The organism is Bartonella sp. HY406 (genome assembly GCF_025449315.1).
Taxonomy (GTDB): domain Bacteria; phylum Pseudomonadota; class Alphaproteobacteria; order Rhizobiales; family Rhizobiaceae; genus HY038.
The window spans coordinates 1,303,789-1,320,054 of the sequence record NZ_CP104893.1; the positions used below are offsets into that span (position 1 = coordinate 1,303,789).

General features: G+C 39.1%; 15 protein-coding genes. 6 read left to right on the plus strand and 9 right to left on the minus strand.

The window, feature by feature from the left end:
- The first annotated feature begins 469 nt into the window (after positions 1–469).
- The 3 genes from N6B01_RS05455 to N6B01_RS05465 all read left to right on the plus strand — a co-directional run bounded on the left by N6B01_RS05455 (position 470) and on the right by N6B01_RS05465 (position 3,891).
- The gene (locus N6B01_RS05455; protein ID WP_262080269.1) at positions 470–1,519 is read left to right on the plus strand and encodes a zinc ABC transporter substrate-binding protein; all 1,050 of its coding nucleotides are present in this window, start codon (positions 470–472) and stop codon (positions 1,517–1,519) included.
- A 259-nt stretch (positions 1,520–1,778) separates the two neighbouring features.
- On the plus strand, positions 1,779–2,636 hold the full coding sequence (locus N6B01_RS05460) for a glucose 1-dehydrogenase (RefSeq protein WP_262080270.1): 858 nt from the start codon (positions 1,779–1,781) through the stop codon (positions 2,634–2,636).
- A complete protein-coding gene (locus N6B01_RS05465; RefSeq protein WP_262080271.1) occupies positions 2,629–3,891 on the plus strand; it encodes a D-mannose isomerase in 1,263 nt (420 codons plus the stop codon). Before N6B01_RS05460 ends, N6B01_RS05465 begins: the two co-directional genes overlap by 8 nt.
- A gap of 459 nt (positions 3,892–4,350) precedes the next feature.
- Here the strand turns inward: N6B01_RS05465 and N6B01_RS05470 are convergent, their stop codons facing one another.
- Positions 4,351–4,779 (minus strand): organic hydroperoxide resistance protein, encoded by a 429-nt coding sequence (locus N6B01_RS05470; protein ID WP_182419287.1) that lies wholly within the window; start codon positions 4,777–4,779, stop codon positions 4,351–4,353.
- Positions 4,780–5,127: 348 nt separating this feature from the next.
- Positions 5,128–7,794, minus strand: coding sequence for an aminopeptidase N (gene pepN, locus N6B01_RS05475; RefSeq protein WP_262080273.1), 2,667 nt, complete (start codon positions 7,792–7,794; stop codon positions 5,128–5,130).
- Positions 7,795–8,107: 313 nt separating this feature from the next.
- Between pepN and N6B01_RS05480 the strand changes: the two genes are divergently transcribed.
- Positions 8,108–9,100 (plus strand): DMT family transporter, encoded by a 993-nt coding sequence (locus N6B01_RS05480; protein ID WP_262080274.1) that lies wholly within the window; start codon positions 8,108–8,110, stop codon positions 9,098–9,100.
- 48 nt (positions 9,101–9,148) lie between these two features.
- Here N6B01_RS05480 and N6B01_RS05485 read toward each other — a convergent pair whose 3' ends face one another.
- The 7 genes from N6B01_RS05485 to N6B01_RS05515 all read right to left on the minus strand — a co-directional run bounded on the left by N6B01_RS05485 (position 9,149) and on the right by N6B01_RS05515 (position 15,240).
- Positions 9,149–10,024 carry a uracil-DNA glycosylase gene (locus N6B01_RS05485; RefSeq protein ID WP_262080275.1) on the minus strand — a complete coding sequence of 292 codons (876 nt, stop codon included), beginning with the start codon at positions 10,022–10,024 and terminating at the stop codon, positions 9,149–9,151.
- 168 nt (positions 10,025–10,192) lie between these two features.
- On the minus strand, positions 10,193–11,257 hold the full coding sequence (locus N6B01_RS05490; protein WP_262080276.1) for a nickel/cobalt transporter: 1,065 nt from the start codon (positions 11,255–11,257) through the stop codon (positions 10,193–10,195).
- Entirely contained in the window at positions 11,245–11,907 is a 663-nt protein-coding gene (locus N6B01_RS05495; protein WP_262080277.1) for a DUF1007 family protein, read from the minus strand. Before N6B01_RS05495 ends, N6B01_RS05490 begins: the two co-directional genes overlap by 13 nt.
- Before the next feature lie 289 nt (positions 11,908–12,196).
- A complete protein-coding gene (locus N6B01_RS05500; RefSeq protein WP_262080278.1) occupies positions 12,197–12,610 on the minus strand; it encodes a Fur family transcriptional regulator in 414 nt (137 codons plus the stop codon).
- A 60-nt stretch (positions 12,611–12,670) separates the two neighbouring features.
- Positions 12,671–13,471 (minus strand): metal ABC transporter permease, encoded by an 801-nt coding sequence (locus N6B01_RS05505; protein WP_182419292.1) that lies wholly within the window; start codon positions 13,469–13,471, stop codon positions 12,671–12,673.
- Entirely contained in the window at positions 13,464–14,297 is an 834-nt protein-coding gene (locus N6B01_RS05510; protein ID WP_315973330.1) for an ATP-binding cassette domain-containing protein, read from the minus strand. The genes N6B01_RS05505 and N6B01_RS05510 overlap by 8 nt, the downstream gene beginning before the upstream one ends.
- A gap of 193 nt (positions 14,298–14,490) precedes the next feature.
- Entirely contained in the window at positions 14,491–15,240 is a 750-nt protein-coding gene (locus tag N6B01_RS05515) for an SOS response-associated peptidase (protein WP_262080281.1), read from the minus strand.
- A gap of 173 nt (positions 15,241–15,413) precedes the next feature.
- Here N6B01_RS05515 and N6B01_RS05520 point away from each other — a divergent pair, with 173 nt between their 5' ends.
- Together N6B01_RS05520 and N6B01_RS05525 are read left to right on the plus strand one after the other, a co-directional pair.
- Complete coding sequence (locus tag N6B01_RS05520; protein WP_262080283.1) at positions 15,414–15,785, plus strand: TIGR02301 family protein; 372 nt, start codon at positions 15,414–15,416, stop codon at positions 15,783–15,785.
- Positions 15,786–15,977: 192 nt separating this feature from the next.
- A complete protein-coding gene (locus N6B01_RS05525; protein ID WP_262080285.1) occupies positions 15,978–16,235 on the plus strand; it encodes a hypothetical protein in 258 nt (85 codons plus the stop codon).
- Positions 16,236–16,266: the final 31 nt, after the last annotated feature.

The following is a 16,266-nucleotide window of genomic DNA, read 5'->3' on the forward strand; positions in this document are numbered from 1 at the left end:
TATGTATTGAACGCCCAGTCTTTAGGTATTATTAACCATCTTAATTCCAAATATATCGTGTAGCAATTGGTTTTGCTCTTTGATTGTCTATGCACCTTTTCACCCAAATCCCTTTTTAAGCCGAAAATGAATAATTATAAAAAAGTATGATTTTTAATGAATTTTATTATTAAGGGTTGGGGATTCGATGATTGCAAAATGATTGACACATTTTCTACAAATCATCCTTTGCTGCGGTTCAAACATAAATTGTGGTAATTGATGTTGTAATATGAAAATAAAATATTGTTACTTGATTTTTAAAAGCGTATGAGATTAAATGTTATATTATAACGTTGCATGTGGTGGATTGTTAGATTTGTGCGGGGCTATATTTGCGGTCTGCTAGCGTTTCAGCTTTCACCTTATATGTTGGTTAGATTTGATATTTTACATTTTATCCGTCAATAACGCTCTTAAAGGATGCAAAATGACAAATTTGGTTAAAAGCTTTCGCAAGTTGCTTGCCGCTTCTGTTTTTGTTTCAGTTTCTGTTTTTTCAGCAAGTGCTTTTGCTGAAGTTCCTAAAGTTACCGCTTCAATTAAGCCGATCCATTCTTGGGTTGCAACGGTTATGGAAGGTGTCGGTACGCCTGAATTGATTGTAAAGGGGACAGGATCAGAGCATGGCTATTCTTTGCGCCCAAGTGACGCCGATAATCTAGCCAAAGCTGATATTGTCTTTTGGGCCGGCCCAAGCATGGAGACATTTTTAATAAAGCCGCTTGATAACCTTGCGGAAAAAGCAGACAAGGTTGCTCTTTCTGAAATCCCGGGCATAAAGCTTATTGATATGCGTGAAGGAGGTATGTTCGAAGCCCATAGTCATGACCACGACCATGATCATGAGCACGAACATGGGGAGGCTGACCACGACCATGATAAGGCAGAAAAGGCCGATGCACATGACCACGATCATGCTCATGAGCATGAAAGCGCAGAAGCTGATCACGACCATGATCATCATAAGGATTTGCATTTCTGGCTAGATCCTGAAAATGCCAAAGTGGCCGTTAAAGATATTGCTGAAGTTTTGGCAAAAAAAGACCCAGAACATGCCGATCGTTATCGGCAAAATGCAACCGCCTATGTGGCAAATCTTGATACATTGATTAAGCAAGTAAATAGTGAGCTTGCGCCGGTGCGTGGTAAGCCATTTATTGTTTTCCATGACGGATATCATTATTTTGAAAAACGCTTTGATATTCCAGCTGCGGGTTCTATTACAGTAAATCCTGAGCAAGCACCTGGTGCACAGCGTATTTCCGAAATTAAGGAAAAAGTAAAAGACTTAAAGTCTGCATGTATTTTTTCAGAACCACAATTTGAGCCGCGTGTTGTTAAAACTATTCAAGAAGGCACAGGCGTCAAAACAGGTGAGCTCGATCCACTAGGTTACGATATTCCAGAAGGACCAATGCAATACGAGCTTATGATTGAAAAAATTGCTCATTCATTGAAACATTGTCTTTCCGAATAATTGAAATTTTTTGGCCCGCTTATTTTAAAAGCGGGCCATTTATAAGTGGCTTTAATTAAATTTGTGATTGGTAAATTATAATTTACTAAAATATTCTTTATCAAGAATTAGCTATTTGAAATTCTATCTAACTGATATTTAACGTAATTTTTTTCTTTTTTTGAAAATATGGCTCAGTGCACAAATTTAGCTATATTTTTATTGCAACCATTAATGCTTGTCTCCGTTTAACTTTAACAACCCAAACGGAGTACGTATTATGAAAATTCCTCCACAATCTCAAGATCACATGCCTGGTGTAGAATCTAAACTTGTTCCACCAGCGCAACACATACGCGATAGCTATAAAGGTTCAAGCAAACTAGCTGGTAAAAAGGCACTTATTACGGGTGGAGATAGTGGTATTGGTAGGGCCGCGGCATTGCATTTTGCTCGTGAAGGTGCTGACGTTGCCATTATTTACCTTCCAGAAGAAGCTGACGATGGCCAAGACGCAAAGAAACTCATTGAGGCAGAAGGTGTGCGAGCTTTAGCGATTGAAGCGGATTTACGAAAAGTGGAAAATTGTAATAGTGTCGTTAAAACTGTTATTGAGCAATTTGGTGGATTAGATATTGTCGTAAATAATGCAGGTATTCAAAAGGTTGCTAAAGACCTTGGTGAAATTTCTGATGATGATTGGCATTGGCATTTTGATATTAATGTGCATGCAATGTTTTATTTAACTAGGGCGGCGTTACCGCATTTACATAAAGGTGCATCAATTATAAACACAACTTCGGTCAATGCTTTTGCTGGAAATGATATGCTCGTTGCCTATTCAACTACTAAAGCAGCGCAAGCAGGTTTTACGCGTGCTTTGGCATTACAACTAGCAGATAAAGGTATAAGGGTGAATGAAGTTGCGCCCGGTCCTATATGGACGCCAATTCAGCCTGCTGGATTTGGACCTATCGATCCTCAGATTGTGGCCGATATGGGAAAAAGTGTTCCTTTGGCGCGCATTGGTCAGCCAAGTGAGGTAGGTCCGGCCTATGTTTATCTTGCTAGCGAAGATTCATCATTTATCACTGGGCAAACCATTCATGTTAACGGTGGCATGATTATCAATGGTTGACACATTAGCATCTGTTTCGCCATCAGAACAAACATGGTTACATAGCCAGCGACATCATCGCTGGCTAGAGCAGCAAGGACAAAGGCTGTTAGACTTTTCGAAAGAGTCTCGCGTTAAAAACGGTTTTACCGCTCTTAATGATCAAGGTAATCTTCCTGACAACGCGGTTGCTCAAACAATCATAACCGCCCGTATGACCCACGCATACGCTTTGGGTTCTATATTAGGTTTACCCGGTTGCGCGCCGCTTGTAAAACATGGTATTAAGGCTCTTCTTGGGCCATTGCATGATGATAAGCATGGTGGTTGGAAACAGGCAGAAGATCAACCACAAGCAAGAAAAATTGCCTACCTTCATGCTTTCGTTGGCTTGGCTGCGTCATCAGCAGTTGTAGCGAAAACCGAAGGAGCTGAACTTCTTCTTAAGCAAGCTGTTGATATACTTGAAGAATATTTTTGGTCTGAAAATGAAGGAGCTATGCGCGAAAGTTTTGCGGCAGATTGGTCTAATGAGGAAAACTATCGCGGTGCAAACAGTAATATGCATTCTGTAGAAATGTGTATGGCGCTTGCTGACGTGTTAAATTCTTCTATTTGGCGGCAAAGAGCTTTGCGGATTGCGCATCGTGTTATCCATACCAATGCGCGTGAACATAATTATCGAGTTCCGGAGCATTTTGATAAAAATTGGCTGTTAATGCGCGATTTCAATAAGGATAAACCTTATGATGATATGCGCCCATTTGGCATGACACCAGGTCATTTTTTAGAATGGAGTCACTTACTGCTAAAGCTTGAAGCGGCTTTACTTCTAAATGGTGAAGAAGCGCCAACATGGTTATTTGAAGATGCAAGCAAATTATTCGACGCAGGTGTTAATACTGGATGGGCTGCAAACGGCAAGCCGGGTATTGTTTATACAATTGATTGGCAGGATAATCCTAATGTAAGTAATCGCGCTCATTGGGTGCAAGCCGAGGCTATAACTGCTGCCGCTGCGCTTTTAAAACGTACTGGCAATATTAAATACGAAGTTTGGTATCGGCGATTTTGGGATTTTCTCGATTTACACATGATTGATCGGCGAGGTGGTAGCTGGCATAATGAAGTTGATGGCGACAACAATCCCTCAAGTAAAATTTATGTAGGAAAGCCAGACCTTTATCATGCTTATCAATCAACCTTAACGCCGATATTGCCTTTAGCTCCCTCGCTCGCAACAATGCTTGCTCAACGTATGCAAATAAATCAATAATTGCTGATTTATAGCATTATGGATTTAAACTATTAAACTTGGTTATTGTCTGTTTGTGAATTAACTGTTTAGCTTAAAACATCATACCGTTATTAGCGGTTTGATGTTTTTTTAATAATTATTTTACAAATCAATCTAAGAGAGAAATAAAGCAAAAAAGATTTCAAGATTGTGATCGTAAATGTGGCTGATGATAGATCAATACCTGTTCGGGCTGGGAAAATTGTTTTAAAATTTGAATGATAAATGTGCGAACGATCGTTGAAGTTCTCGACAAACATTCATATAGTTGATTTTCCAAACAGGGTAAGTTAAAATTTAAAAAAAGTCTGATGAAGTAACTTCAGATGATGTTATTACAAAAACTGGAAAACCTGTCGGATTTTAGTTTGATAATACAAAATAATAAAGGCGCCCTTCCGATAGGGTGAGCGCCTTCTTATTTTGAATAATTAAAATTTAAACAATCTTGATTTGTACTTCCACATTGCCACGTGTGGCATGGGAATAGGGGCAAATTTCATTATGGGCAGTAAGCGCTGCCATTTCAGCTTGTTGCTTATCAAGGCCATCAAGATGAACGTTAAGCGTTACAACTAATTGGAAGCCACCCTCCTTACGAGGGCCAATACCAACATCGGCTTTAACCCAGCTATCTTCACCAATTTTCATACCCTTTTGGGCAGCCGCAAAGCGCGTTGCTGATTCAAAGCAGGCTGCATAGCCAGCTGCAAAAAGAGTTTCAGGATTTGCGCCGACTTTGCCATTGCCGCCCATTTCTTTTGGTTTGATCAAGTCTAGGTTGATGGCACCGTCTTGCGATGTAACATGACCTTCACGGCCACCTTTAGCTGTTGCACTTGTTGTATAAATAACTTTTTCTAACATGTTTGCTCCTAAAATAATCAAGTGAATATTGCCCAATTGGGGGGAGTTAAGTTGTATGCTACTTAAGCTAATCTAGAGCACATCCGCTAAGCATTGGCTTATCATTGTGCTCTAATATTTTGTTTATGTATTTTCCATCGCAAAACTGCTTTTACACTTTTATGGAAAATGTCCAGCCACATCAGCAGCTTTATTCGTTCTAAAATTGATATTGAACATGAATTTCTATTCCCAATAATTCATTAAAATGCCGAAAATTTTTGGCATTTTAATGAAAATTCTATATTCAATATTAGTTAGTATATAGCGTCTTGTTCTTATTGAACAAGATTATAAGTGGTCTTATAATCACTTATTTTTATGTTTCTTTTTATCCTTATCATCACCAAGTAACCTTGCAATGATATCACTAACATCATTGGACAAATTATTTGTCTTGGCAATATGCTTTAGAGCATGTTCAAGCTTATTGCGGCGGTTTTGCTCTAAAGATCGCCAAGAGCGTAAAGTTGTTAAAAGACGGGATGCAAGTTGCGGATTCTTACCATCAATATCAATGATAATCTTTGCAAGATAATTATAGCTAGCGCCATCTTTACGGTTAAATGCAACAGGGTTGCCGCCCGCAAATGTTCCAATCAATGCACGCACACGGTTTGGATTGTCAAAGGAAAAGTGCTTGTGTTTGGTAAGCTCTTGCACTTTTTCAAGGGTTTCCAATCTTGCACTACGAGCTTGCACGCCAAACCATTTGTCAATTGTTAGAACATCTTTGTCAAAGCGTTTTTCAAAGTCGCTAAGCGCTGATTGTGCTTCTTTAGATTGGGCAAAATTTTGCACCAAAATATTAAGGGCAGCAAGGCGATCGGTCATATTATCTGCTTCGTCATATAAGCCGCCGACCCTTTTAGGCGAATTTTCAGCTATGGCAATATAATAAAGTAAAGTGTTTGCCAAAGCGCGCTTGCCTGCATTGATTGCATCGGGGGTGAATGGCTTTGCAGGGTTTATTGCTTTATAAAGTGTGTTAAAGCTTGCTTGGTTTTCTCTAGCAACAATTTCAACCAATATTTGTCTTGCAGCATGGATATGATCGGGATTGATATCTTTTGCGACAATCCTTGCAATTTCTGCTTCGCTAGGCAAGGTCAAAGCAATCGCGCGAAAAGCTGGTTCTAAACGCTCATCATTGGCAACATTATCGACGAGCTTGGCAAGTTTTATGCATTGCTTATGGCGCAGTTTTCCCTCATGCTTATGGGCGTGTACTAATTCATCCATCAAAAGATCATTGAGTGCCTGCCACCGGTTAACTGGATCCTGATCAAATGCAGCAAGGAAAAAACGCTCCTTTTTGCTTAAATCTGTTTTAAGGATGACTGGGGCAGAAAAATCACGCAATAGTGACACCACAGGCCGATGCTTTATCCCTTTGAAGTGGAAGCTTTGCTTGGCCTCGTTAAGCACTAAAAGAGTAGCTTCGCCATTGCTATTTGTTTTCACATTAATTTCGTTACCCTCTTCATCTAAAAGAGCAAAGCGAATAGGTATGACCATTGGCTTCTTTTTCTTTTGCCCTGGTGTTGGGTAGATTTTTTGCTCCAGTTTAATGGTAAGGGTTTCATGCTTTTCGTTATAGTCGAATTTGGCTTTTACATGTGGTGTGCCTGCTTGTTCATACCAAAGCATAAATTGAGAAAAATCTTGTTTTGATACCTTCGCAAAGCATGCAATGAAGTCTTCAATCGTACAAGCCTCGCCATCATGGCGGTCAAAATATAGATCCATACCTTTTCTAAATAATTCATCACCGAGCAAGGTGTGAACCATGCGGACAACTTCGGCACCTTTTTCATAGATAGTGGTTGTATAAAAATTATTAATTTCGCTATATTGCGTAGGTCGTACGGGGTGGGCAAGGGGACCAGCATCTTCTGGAAATTGCGCAATTTTCAATAAACGAACTTGGTCTATACGCTGCACGGGACGCGAGCGTTGGCTTGATGAGAACTCTTGATCTCGATAAACCGTAAGCCCTTCTTTTAAGCATAATTGGAACCAGTCACGGCAAGTGATACGGTCGCCCGTCCAATTGTGGAAATATTCATGGGCAACTACACGTTCAACATTGGCAAAGTCCGCATCGGTTTCGGTTTCGGCTGCGGCAAGAATATATCGATCATTAAATATATTCAGTCCCTTATTTTCCATTGCACCCATATTAAAATCAGATACGGCAACAATATTAAATATATCAAGATCATATTCGCGACCAAAAGCTTTTTCGTCCCACGCAAGAGATCGTTTAAGCGAATCCATTGCATAAAGCGCGCGCTCAGTCTTACCTTTCTCAACATAAATGCCAAGATCCACAATTTTACCGCTCATTGTCTTGAAGCTATCGCGGGTTACTTCGAGATTGCCAGCAACCAAAGCAAATAAATAGGATGGCTTGGGAAAGGGGTCATGCCATGTTGCAAAGTGCCGATCCCTGCCTATATTTCCAGTTTCAACGCAATTACCATTGGATAATAAAATGGGGGATTGTTTTTTGTTTGCTTCAATCCGAACAGTATAAACGGAAAGAACATCGGGACGATCATAGAAATATGTAATCCTGCGAAAGCCTTCCGCTTCACATTGGGTGCAAAAAACACCATTAGATTGGTAAAGACCCATTAATTGGCGGTTAGCTTTGGGATTGATTTTCGTTACAATTTCTAAAGTAAAAGGATCACAAGGAGGATTGTCAATTTTTAATTGGCTGGGGGTTATGGTAAATGCTTTTGGCTCTAGTTCAATATTATCAATGGCAACACGTACCAGTTCCAATTCATCACCAATAAGAATAAGTGGTGCGCCTTTTTTAGTGCCTTGCCGTCTTTCTAGCGACAATCTTGTGGTCACAACTGTATTTTCAGCTTCAAGAATGAAGTCCATATGCGTTGTTTTTATTTCATATGGTGTTGGCTTATAGTCTTTTAAGCGAAAAACTGGACGCTTTACCGTGTTCATAACCTTAAATCCCATTTGTTAATTTATTTTAAGGTAGGAATAAATTTAAAAGGCTGCAATAGATTTTTTAAAAATATCTCCAATCGTTGCTTTATTGTTAGTTACTTTTTTAAAAACAAGATATTTAAAAAAAACTATGATAATCGATTATTTATTATATCGTGACAAATAGGTTTTAAATGTACGCAAATTATTTAACTTAAATCTTTTAGGCTGAATAAGTAGTAAGAGTGCGATGTGCCTAATTTTGTATCACTATCGCTGCAATGTGGTTTAATGCTTTGATGTTTTAGGTGAAAGTATCGGCTTTATTATGGGTTCTATAGATAAAATGCCTGTTATTTCAGGAAATGTAATGGTTGGAATCTGGATGAAGGTTACTGCTGTTGCGCTCTTTGTCGGTATGTCAACATTACTCAAAGCAGCGGTTGGAATTCCAGCTGGTGAGCTTAGCTTTTTTCGTTCATTTTTCGGATTGCTACCAGTTTTTATCTGGCTATTTATGCGTGGTGAGTTGCGTAAAGCTTTTTATACAAGCAATATTGTCGGGCATATTTGGCGTGGATTGTTTGGCATTTTGGCTATGATGTGTAATTTTTATGCTTTAACCTTATTGCCTTTACCTGAATCTATTGCAATTAGTTATGGTGCGCCTCTCATTTTAGTAATTTTAAGCGTTATTTTTTTAAAGGAAAAAGTACGTTTATATCGTTGGAGTGCAGTTTTTGCGGGGCTTGTCGGTGTGTTGATTGTTATTTGGCCTCGTATGACGATATTTTCTGCGCAGGAACTGGATACATCGATTGCTTATGGCGCTATAGCTGCCCTTGCTAGCGCCGTGCTTACAGCTATTGCGCTTTTATTGGTGCGGCGCTTAGTTTTTACCGAGCGTACAACAACAATTGTGCTCTATTTCATGATTTCTGCAAGCTTATTTTCTTTGCTATCTTGGCCGATTGGCTATTTCTTAAATCATATAGGCATAAAAACTGCATTGCTTGATGTCTGGGTTTGGCCAGATTGGCATATAGCCTGTCTATTAATCGGTGCAGGTCTTTTTGGCGGCGTAGCGCAGATATTTATGACAGAAGCATATCGCCATGCTGAACCATCAACTGTTGCACCCTTTGAATATGTCTCTTTGGTGCTCGGGCTTATTATTGGTTATGTGGTTTTTGGTGATGTGCCAACAACGCAAATGCTCATTGGAAGTTTGATTGTCGTTGGCTCTGGAATATTTATTATTTATCGTGAAAGCCGCTTGAATTTATTAAAGCCACAAGAGCGTGCAGCAAATTCCAAATAAAATAATTTGTATGAAATATGCATGAAAGACAATCAACTTATGGGTGAGTTAATGGGATAACTCACGCATTTTCATTTTCACATTAAGCAAATCTTGCCACGTAAATTTTTTATGAAGGGGATTTTTCAATAAATAACGCGGATGGAATGTTGGCATAACATCAATAATTTTTCCGCCTGCGGTTACAAATTTTAGCCAATTACCGCGCATACGCAAAATACCTTCATTGGCACCGGTAAGCCATGTTGTTGTTGTGCCGCCGAACGCTAATATCATATCAGGATTTGCCAGTTCAATTTGCCGGTAAATAAATGGCTTACATAATTCAATTTCATGCTGTGTGGGTTCGCGATTGCCCGGTGGACGCCATGCGATAACATTGGCAATATAAACATCTTGACGATTATACCCTATTGCCCCAAGCATTTTGTTGAGTAGCTCACCTGCGGGACCAACAAAAGGCACACCTTGCAAGTCTTCCTCACGCTCTGGCACATCGCCGATAATCATTAGCTTGCTCTTGTTTGTACCATCAGCAAAGCAGGTGTTTTTAGCGGTAATCTTTAAAGGACAGCCCTCAAAATCGGTTAAATTTTGACATAGTTCCTCAAGACTATTTGCACGCATCGCAACTTCGCGTGCAAGTTTTATCTGGTCATCAAGGGGAACATAATTGGTTTTACGTGCAGCGCTTGCTGTTCTTGTTGGTGCCTTTTTGGTATCAGTCGCCTTTGTTGCGGTCGGGACTGGTTCTTGATTAACCGCAATCTTCGTTTCAGATTGAATATTTGAAGGTGCAGGCGCTACCTGAAGCCGATTAATAGGTTCATCCAAGATTGCTATATCAACGCCAGAATCCTGATAGAAGCGTAAAAGCTCTTCAAATGTAAAGGCTTTTTTCTGTCCAATAAGGTTTTCGCTCACGCCTCGTATTCCTGTTTGTAGCAGTTAATTTCTTGGAGAATAATGAAGGTTTAATAATCATATTTGTTAGCACATACAAGTTGCTAAAGCTTTTATTTTTAAACAATTCGAATGGTAAATTAATTTATGCGTTTATACAAATGATTAACGCGTTAATTTATTTTCAATTTAACTTATAATCGAGGTCAAAGTGAGGGAAAGACCAGTGAGGAAGATGAAAATTGCGGCACACCATTCTAATGCAGATTTGAAAAAGTTAAAATGGCTTTGTCTATTTGAAATCTTGAGTGCTAATGATTTTGCATAGACAGCAAGCGCGGCCAGAAGCGATACGGTGATAAAGGTGCCAAGAGACATAGCCAAAACCGATAAAACACCAATGAACCATAAATCATTGAGCATGACAAAGCTCATGACAAATATAGCACCGGAACATGGGCGAAGGCCGACAGAAAAAACAGCCATAAGGGCAGGGCGCAATTGCAGTGGTTCTTTGACAATGTCAGGGCTAATCATATGGGCTTGGCCGCAATCATTACAAATTTCACCTGCGCCATTAAATACATGGTCAACGCCGCCTTTTTCATAATTTAAGCGTGGTTTGTTGTTTAATGCGCCTTTGGGGGGCAGGCTTGATTGAAAGCTGCTTTGTTGGTTAAAGTCACTGGCTGGTGCACTGTCAAATATAGTTGTTTTAATGCTTTTTTTGTGAAAATAGGGTTTGATTTTTCGCCAGATCATAACCATCCCCAAAATCATAACCAGAATAAAGCTGCCTGTTGTTAAAAATGTAGCTGCTTGTGTGAGGCGACCAGGAAGTAGAAAGAATACTAATAAAATAATAAAAATTGCGCTTAACGCCTGCAAAATTGATGAAAGGAACGATAAGAAAATACCGCGTTTTAAACTTGCATCATTGGCAACAAGATAAGATGCAATTACTGCTTTACCATGTCCTGGACCTGCAGCGTGCAAAATGCCATAAAGAAAAGAAAGACCAATAAGCCAAATTGCATTATGTGGATTTTCTTTCATACCAATGAGGTATCCGCCAATTGTGCGTTCAAAGACCTGTTGCCAACCAAGAATATAAACATAAATTTCTGAAAAAATGGATGAATTATTGACGGGCTGCTCAGGCGCACCGATACCAAGTGGAGATCTAGCAAAGGCGTTAGTTAGTATGCTATAATATATTACAGCAATTAAAGGCATAAATTTTATTTGTCGCATATCACTTCCAATTTGGGCGCAAGACGTTGGGCTAGGTCAAAACTTGCATCGGGATTTGCAAAAAAATCTTCGGTTTCATTGGCAAGACTTTTGGATAATATTTTATCGCCATCAGGACGAACCATGTAGCCCTTACAAAACGAAGGTAATCCCGAAAATGAAATATCAATATCGCGTTTAAAGTTTACAGCAACATAAAAAGTTGGGTCATAGAGTGAAAAGCTGTAATGGCCACCACGTTTAATATATAATGGCTCTTTGGGCTTATTTTCGATATGAAGCGTGAGCTGGTTATTTTTCATATCAGCAATAAGCTTATCGGGATTAGCAAGCTTAACTGATTTACCATCTACTGTTACAGATTGGAAATAGTCAAACTCAGCTAAGGATTCGCGGATAGTTTTGCTTATTTCGGCAAGTTCTGATGGATCAAGAAAACGGTCACCATTCTTGTCAAAATCTAAAATAACCCCAGCTGAAAACAAAGCATCAAACAACCAATCTTGCGAGAGTTTTTCAACCTTGCCATCTTTATCTAGTTGAATTTGAACTTTTGCATCGACAAAAATATGTGGATGAGCTTGCACAATAGCAGTCATCGGCACAATGAATAAAATACTAAAAAAAAACTTAAATAGAGTTTTGATCATTTAATTTTAAAAAACCTTACATGCATTAGTTTGTTGTTTGATCTATGCATGACGAGCTGCTTTTAGCATATCGAGTGATAGGTAAAAGCGGCGACAAACTATGCAAGCGGATCAAAAAATGCTTAAATTGATTCATTTGAGGAAAATATGCTTTAATTATGACAAAAAGAAAACACCTGCCAAATAGTAAATAAAAAATCCAAATATTAAGAAAAATTGGGCCTATTTAGCATCGCCATAGTGGGCTGTCATCTAAGGTGCACTACAAATACGCAGGTAATATGTAATATTAAGCATTGCTGGGTTCTTCTGCACAATTTTCGCAAAGACCACGAATTTCTAATGTTGTTGCATGGGGGCGAAAGTGGATCTTATGCATATGGTCATGCACTTCATGTTCAATAACGTGATTGTTAAATTCGTGAACCTTGCCACAGTTTTTACAAATAGCAAAAGCAACTAGATGATGGTCATCGCAGTCAGGGTGGGCGCAAGCTATATAGGCATTTAAGCTTTCAAGCTTATGCACTGCACCAATTGCAATCAACTTATCTAAAGCGCGATAAATTTGTAACGGAGCGCGAAACCCCTCATCGCGCAATTGATCAAGGATAGTGTAAGCGCTTAATGGTGCCCGCTCTTTCTTGAGGACATCAAGAACGAACTTTTGGTTTTTTGTAAGATCACCAATTGGGGGCATCATCTATCACTCTTTTCATAAGTCATATTAAAATTTATTAGCCGATAATTGCTTTTAAACCAGCTAAGTTTTGTTTTTTAACAAGCTGAATGGCAAAAGGCAAATAACAAAAAGGACAAAGGCGGCAACAACAATCGAGGGGCCAGAAGGCGTGTTAAAGATTTTTGACATTTGCAATCCTGTTGTTGAAGAGATAATGCCGATGACACTAGAAAGCAAGGCCATGATTTCAGGGGTTGATGACAACCGTCTTGCTGTGGCAGCAGGTAGTATTAAAAGCGCGGTAATCAGCAATATTCCGATAATTTTCATAGCCACAGCGATAATAAGCGCGAGCATAAGCATAAAAATAATTTGAGCAACTTCAGGATAAAGCCCTTCTGCTTTAGCAAGGTCGGCATTGACTGTTCCAGCGATAAGTGGCCGCCAGATAATATAAATGATCGCTATAGCAAAAATACCGCCCAGCCAGATCATTAAAAGATCAAGCCGAGAAACCGATAAGATGTCGCCAAATAAGTAGACTGAAAGGTCCTGTCGTACCCAAGGTAAAAAACTTAAAATAATTAAGCTGATAGCAAGGCTTGAATGAGAGAGTACGCCAAGTAAAGAGTCGTTTGAAAGTGTATGACGGCGTTGTAAAAGTAAAAGGATAATGGCCAGCATTGTTGTAACGATGAAAACACAAATGGTCATGTTAATGTTGGATATGAAGGCAAGAGCAACGCCAAGCAAAGCTGAATGGGCCATTGTGTCACCAAAATAAGCCATGCGGCGCCAGACGACGATACAGCCTAAAGGCCCGGCTGCCAAGGCAATGCCGATACAACCAACCATGGCGCGTACAAAAAAATCATCAAACATTCGTATTATCCTGTGGTTTATTATCTGGTTTTGTTAAATGATTATGTTTGCTGTTGTCGTGACATTGATCGCCTTGGCAAATCGTACCATCTGGATGGTGGTTGTGGTCATGTTGATGCCGGTAAAGTGCGGCGGAATTTTTACCATTCCTTGAAAATAAGGCATTATATTCGGGGCTCATGGCTACCTCTTCTGGCTTACCGCTACAGCAAATATGCCCATTAAGGCATATCACGCGGTCGGATGCTGCCATAACGACGTGTAAGTCGTGGGAAATAAGTAAAATTCCGCAATTTAACCGCTGCCTATATTGAGAAATCAGATCATAAAGTTCTGCTTCGCCGCTAAAATCCACGCCCTGCAATGGCTCATCTAAAACAAGAATATCAGGTTTGGTTGCAGCAGCACGTGCCAACATGACCCTTTGCAATTCCCCTCCTGATAAATTGAGAACTTGCGCGCCACGTAAATGCAATGCCCCAACTTCTGCAAGGGCTGCATCGGCATCTTCCATTTTTAATTTGTGGGTAAGCTCCATAAAGCGACCGACACTCATCGGCATGCTACGGTCGAAATTAAGCTTTTGTGGCACATAGCCAACCCGCAAGTTTGGTGCTTGCCAAACATTGCCCTCATTAGGTTTTAATATTTTAAGAGCCATTTTTGCGGTGGTGCTTTTACCTGAACCATTAGGGCCAATAAGCGTTATAATTTCGCCGCGTGATAATTCCATGTCAATGTTACGTACCAGCCAGCGATTATTGCGAAAAATCCCAGCGTTTATAAGCTTTATCAATGAGGACGACACGAAGAATAAACTTTCTATTCAAATACCTAAATTATTGGTTGTAATCATATATAAATAAGTTTGATGTGTTTTCTTTATGCACATAAATGACTTAGCCTCGATAAAAATCAAAGGTTTTAACCATCAATGCTTGGCCTAAAGACACATAATTCATTATCGTTATAACATAACACTTAAAAAACGCAATTTTAAAACATAGCTCATGCATTTTTTAAAAGAGTGACAGTTGGTCAGGGTGGCTTTTGGATGCGCTGGGTGTTTCTAATTCCAGTATTTCGTCCAAAAGATCTTCGCTGCGATAATTGGCATCATTAACCTTGGTAGATATTTTTCTAGCAATGAATTTTTCCGTGTCAGGTGTGGTTAACATGCGCAAGACATCTTCGCCGCGATAGTTGCGTATATCTAACCACGCTTGATAATTTTCTTTTGAAATGATGAGTGGCATACGTTGATGTATCATTTTTATATCATTATTTGCGGCTGTGGTTATTATGCCTGCAGTGTCAATTTCAGTGCCGTCTGCGCCACTCCATGTTTCAGCAAGCCCAGCAAAGCCGATAATTGGACTATTTTGAGACGTAATGTAATAAGGCTGGCTTTGTTTGCCAGTTGTTTTTTTCCATTCAAAAAAACCGCTCGCAGGAATGATAATTCGGCGGTGGTTAAGAGCATTTCTAAATGATTTTTTTAAATGTACCGTTTCTGCTCTAATATTAATTGTTAGTGGCCATTTATCAGGTTCTTTGACGAAAGCCGGAACAAATCCCCAACGCATTAATGAAACATCATGTGGGGGTAGGTTGCTATTGTCTGGCCTTGTTGCTTCTGGGTACTTTACAATAAGGATTGGCTGTGTTGGAGATATATTATAAAGGTGTGGTATTGCAATTGGAACAATGGCGCCAAATTGCTCTTCAATTTTTGTAATATCTGTTAATAGAGTGAAACGACCACACATTTAATTTCCAGTTTTAAATTAATTGACTTTTATAAGTTTAACTAAGCGAATTAACAAATACAAATACAACAAAATTGTAAATATGTATCGAATTGCGAAAAATTTAATCTTATTTAATAAGTTTTTGACAATTTGAAATTGTGTTGCAGCATGAAGTTGGGGTGACTTTTATCGTGATAAAACGTTTTTTTTCCATTGTTTTTATTCTAACTATTTTGCTACCCGCATCCCATGCTTTTGGGCAAAATGTTAGCTATGATAAAAAAATGATACGTTTATCAGAAGTTTTGGGTTCTCTTCATTATCTTTATAATTTATGCGGCGAAGATACAGCTATTTGGCGTGACAAAATGGATTTATTGTTAAATGCTGAACAAGCTGACGGCGCAAGAAAGACTAAATTAACAGCTGCCTTTAATAGCGGTTTTCGTGCTTTTTCTGAAAATTACTACCAATGTACGCTTGCTGCGTTAAGCGCGATAGAGCTTTATAATGATGAGGGTAAGAAACTTTCCCAAGAATTAATTGACCGCTTTGGTAATTAATTGGTTTTTACATAGATATTCAAAATATGGGATAATTAAAATTATTTCATACACCCTGTCATTGAATACTGCCATTAAAAGATAAATTAACCTTTTTTTCAGTTATCTTACAAGGCCCTAAAGAAATATGCTAGTCTAGGATAAGATTATAGTGTTAACGCTCTTTGCGTACAAATAAAGAGATGACAGGAAATGAAAAATAGTCAATCCGACTTAGCATTAATTATTGCGCAGGAAAAAAAACTTGTTGCAAGTGAAACACAGGCAGAAGCTTGGGCTAATGGTATGTCTAATGGTATTGAACCTGAAATTTTAGCTGAGGTAGCTTTCGTTACTGCACTTGAGCATTTTTTGCTGTTTAAAAAGGAAGAAGAAGCCTTAAATCTTGTGGATGTTATTCGCGAACGGATAATTATGGGAGATTTTCTTAACCATAAGACCGTACAATAGCTCAATCACCTTCTATTTACCGCATAGGTTG

Excerpts from the sequence above, each read along its gene's own strand:
- N6B01_RS05455 (WP_262080269.1), top strand. The coding sequence starts at position 470 with ATGACAAATTTGGTTAAAAGCTTTCGCAAGTTGCTTGCCGCTTCTGTT.
- N6B01_RS05460 (WP_262080270.1), top strand. The coding sequence starts at position 1,779 with ATGAAAATTCCTCCACAATCTCAAGATCACATGCCTGGTGTAGAATCT.
- N6B01_RS05465 (WP_262080271.1), top strand. The coding sequence starts at position 2,629 with ATGGTTGACACATTAGCATCTGTTTCGCCATCAGAACAAACATGGTTA.
- N6B01_RS05470 (WP_182419287.1), bottom strand. The coding sequence starts at position 4,779 with ATGTTAGAAAAAGTTATTTATACAACAAGTGCAACAGCTAAAGGTGGC.
- pepN (WP_262080273.1), bottom strand. The coding sequence starts at position 7,794 with ATGAACACGGTAAAGCGTCCAGTTTTTCGCTTAAAAGACTATAAGCCA.
- N6B01_RS05480 (WP_262080274.1), top strand. The coding sequence starts at position 8,108 with ATGGGTTCTATAGATAAAATGCCTGTTATTTCAGGAAATGTAATGGTT.
- N6B01_RS05490 (WP_262080276.1), bottom strand. The coding sequence starts at position 11,257 with ATGCGACAAATAAAATTTATGCCTTTAATTGCTGTAATATATTATAGC.
- N6B01_RS05495 (WP_262080277.1), bottom strand. The coding sequence starts at position 11,907 with ATGATCAAAACTCTATTTAAGTTTTTTTTTAGTATTTTATTCATTGTG.
- N6B01_RS05500 (WP_262080278.1), bottom strand. The coding sequence starts at position 12,610 with ATGATGCCCCCAATTGGTGATCTTACAAAAAACCAAAAGTTCGTTCTT.
- N6B01_RS05505 (WP_182419292.1), bottom strand. The coding sequence starts at position 13,471 with ATGTTTGATGATTTTTTTGTACGCGCCATGGTTGGTTGTATCGGCATT.
- N6B01_RS05515 (WP_262080281.1), bottom strand. The coding sequence starts at position 15,240 with ATGTGTGGTCGTTTCACTCTATTAACAGATATTACAAAAATTGAAGAG.
- N6B01_RS05525 (WP_262080285.1), top strand. The coding sequence starts at position 15,978 with ATGAAAAATAGTCAATCCGACTTAGCATTAATTATTGCGCAGGAAAAA.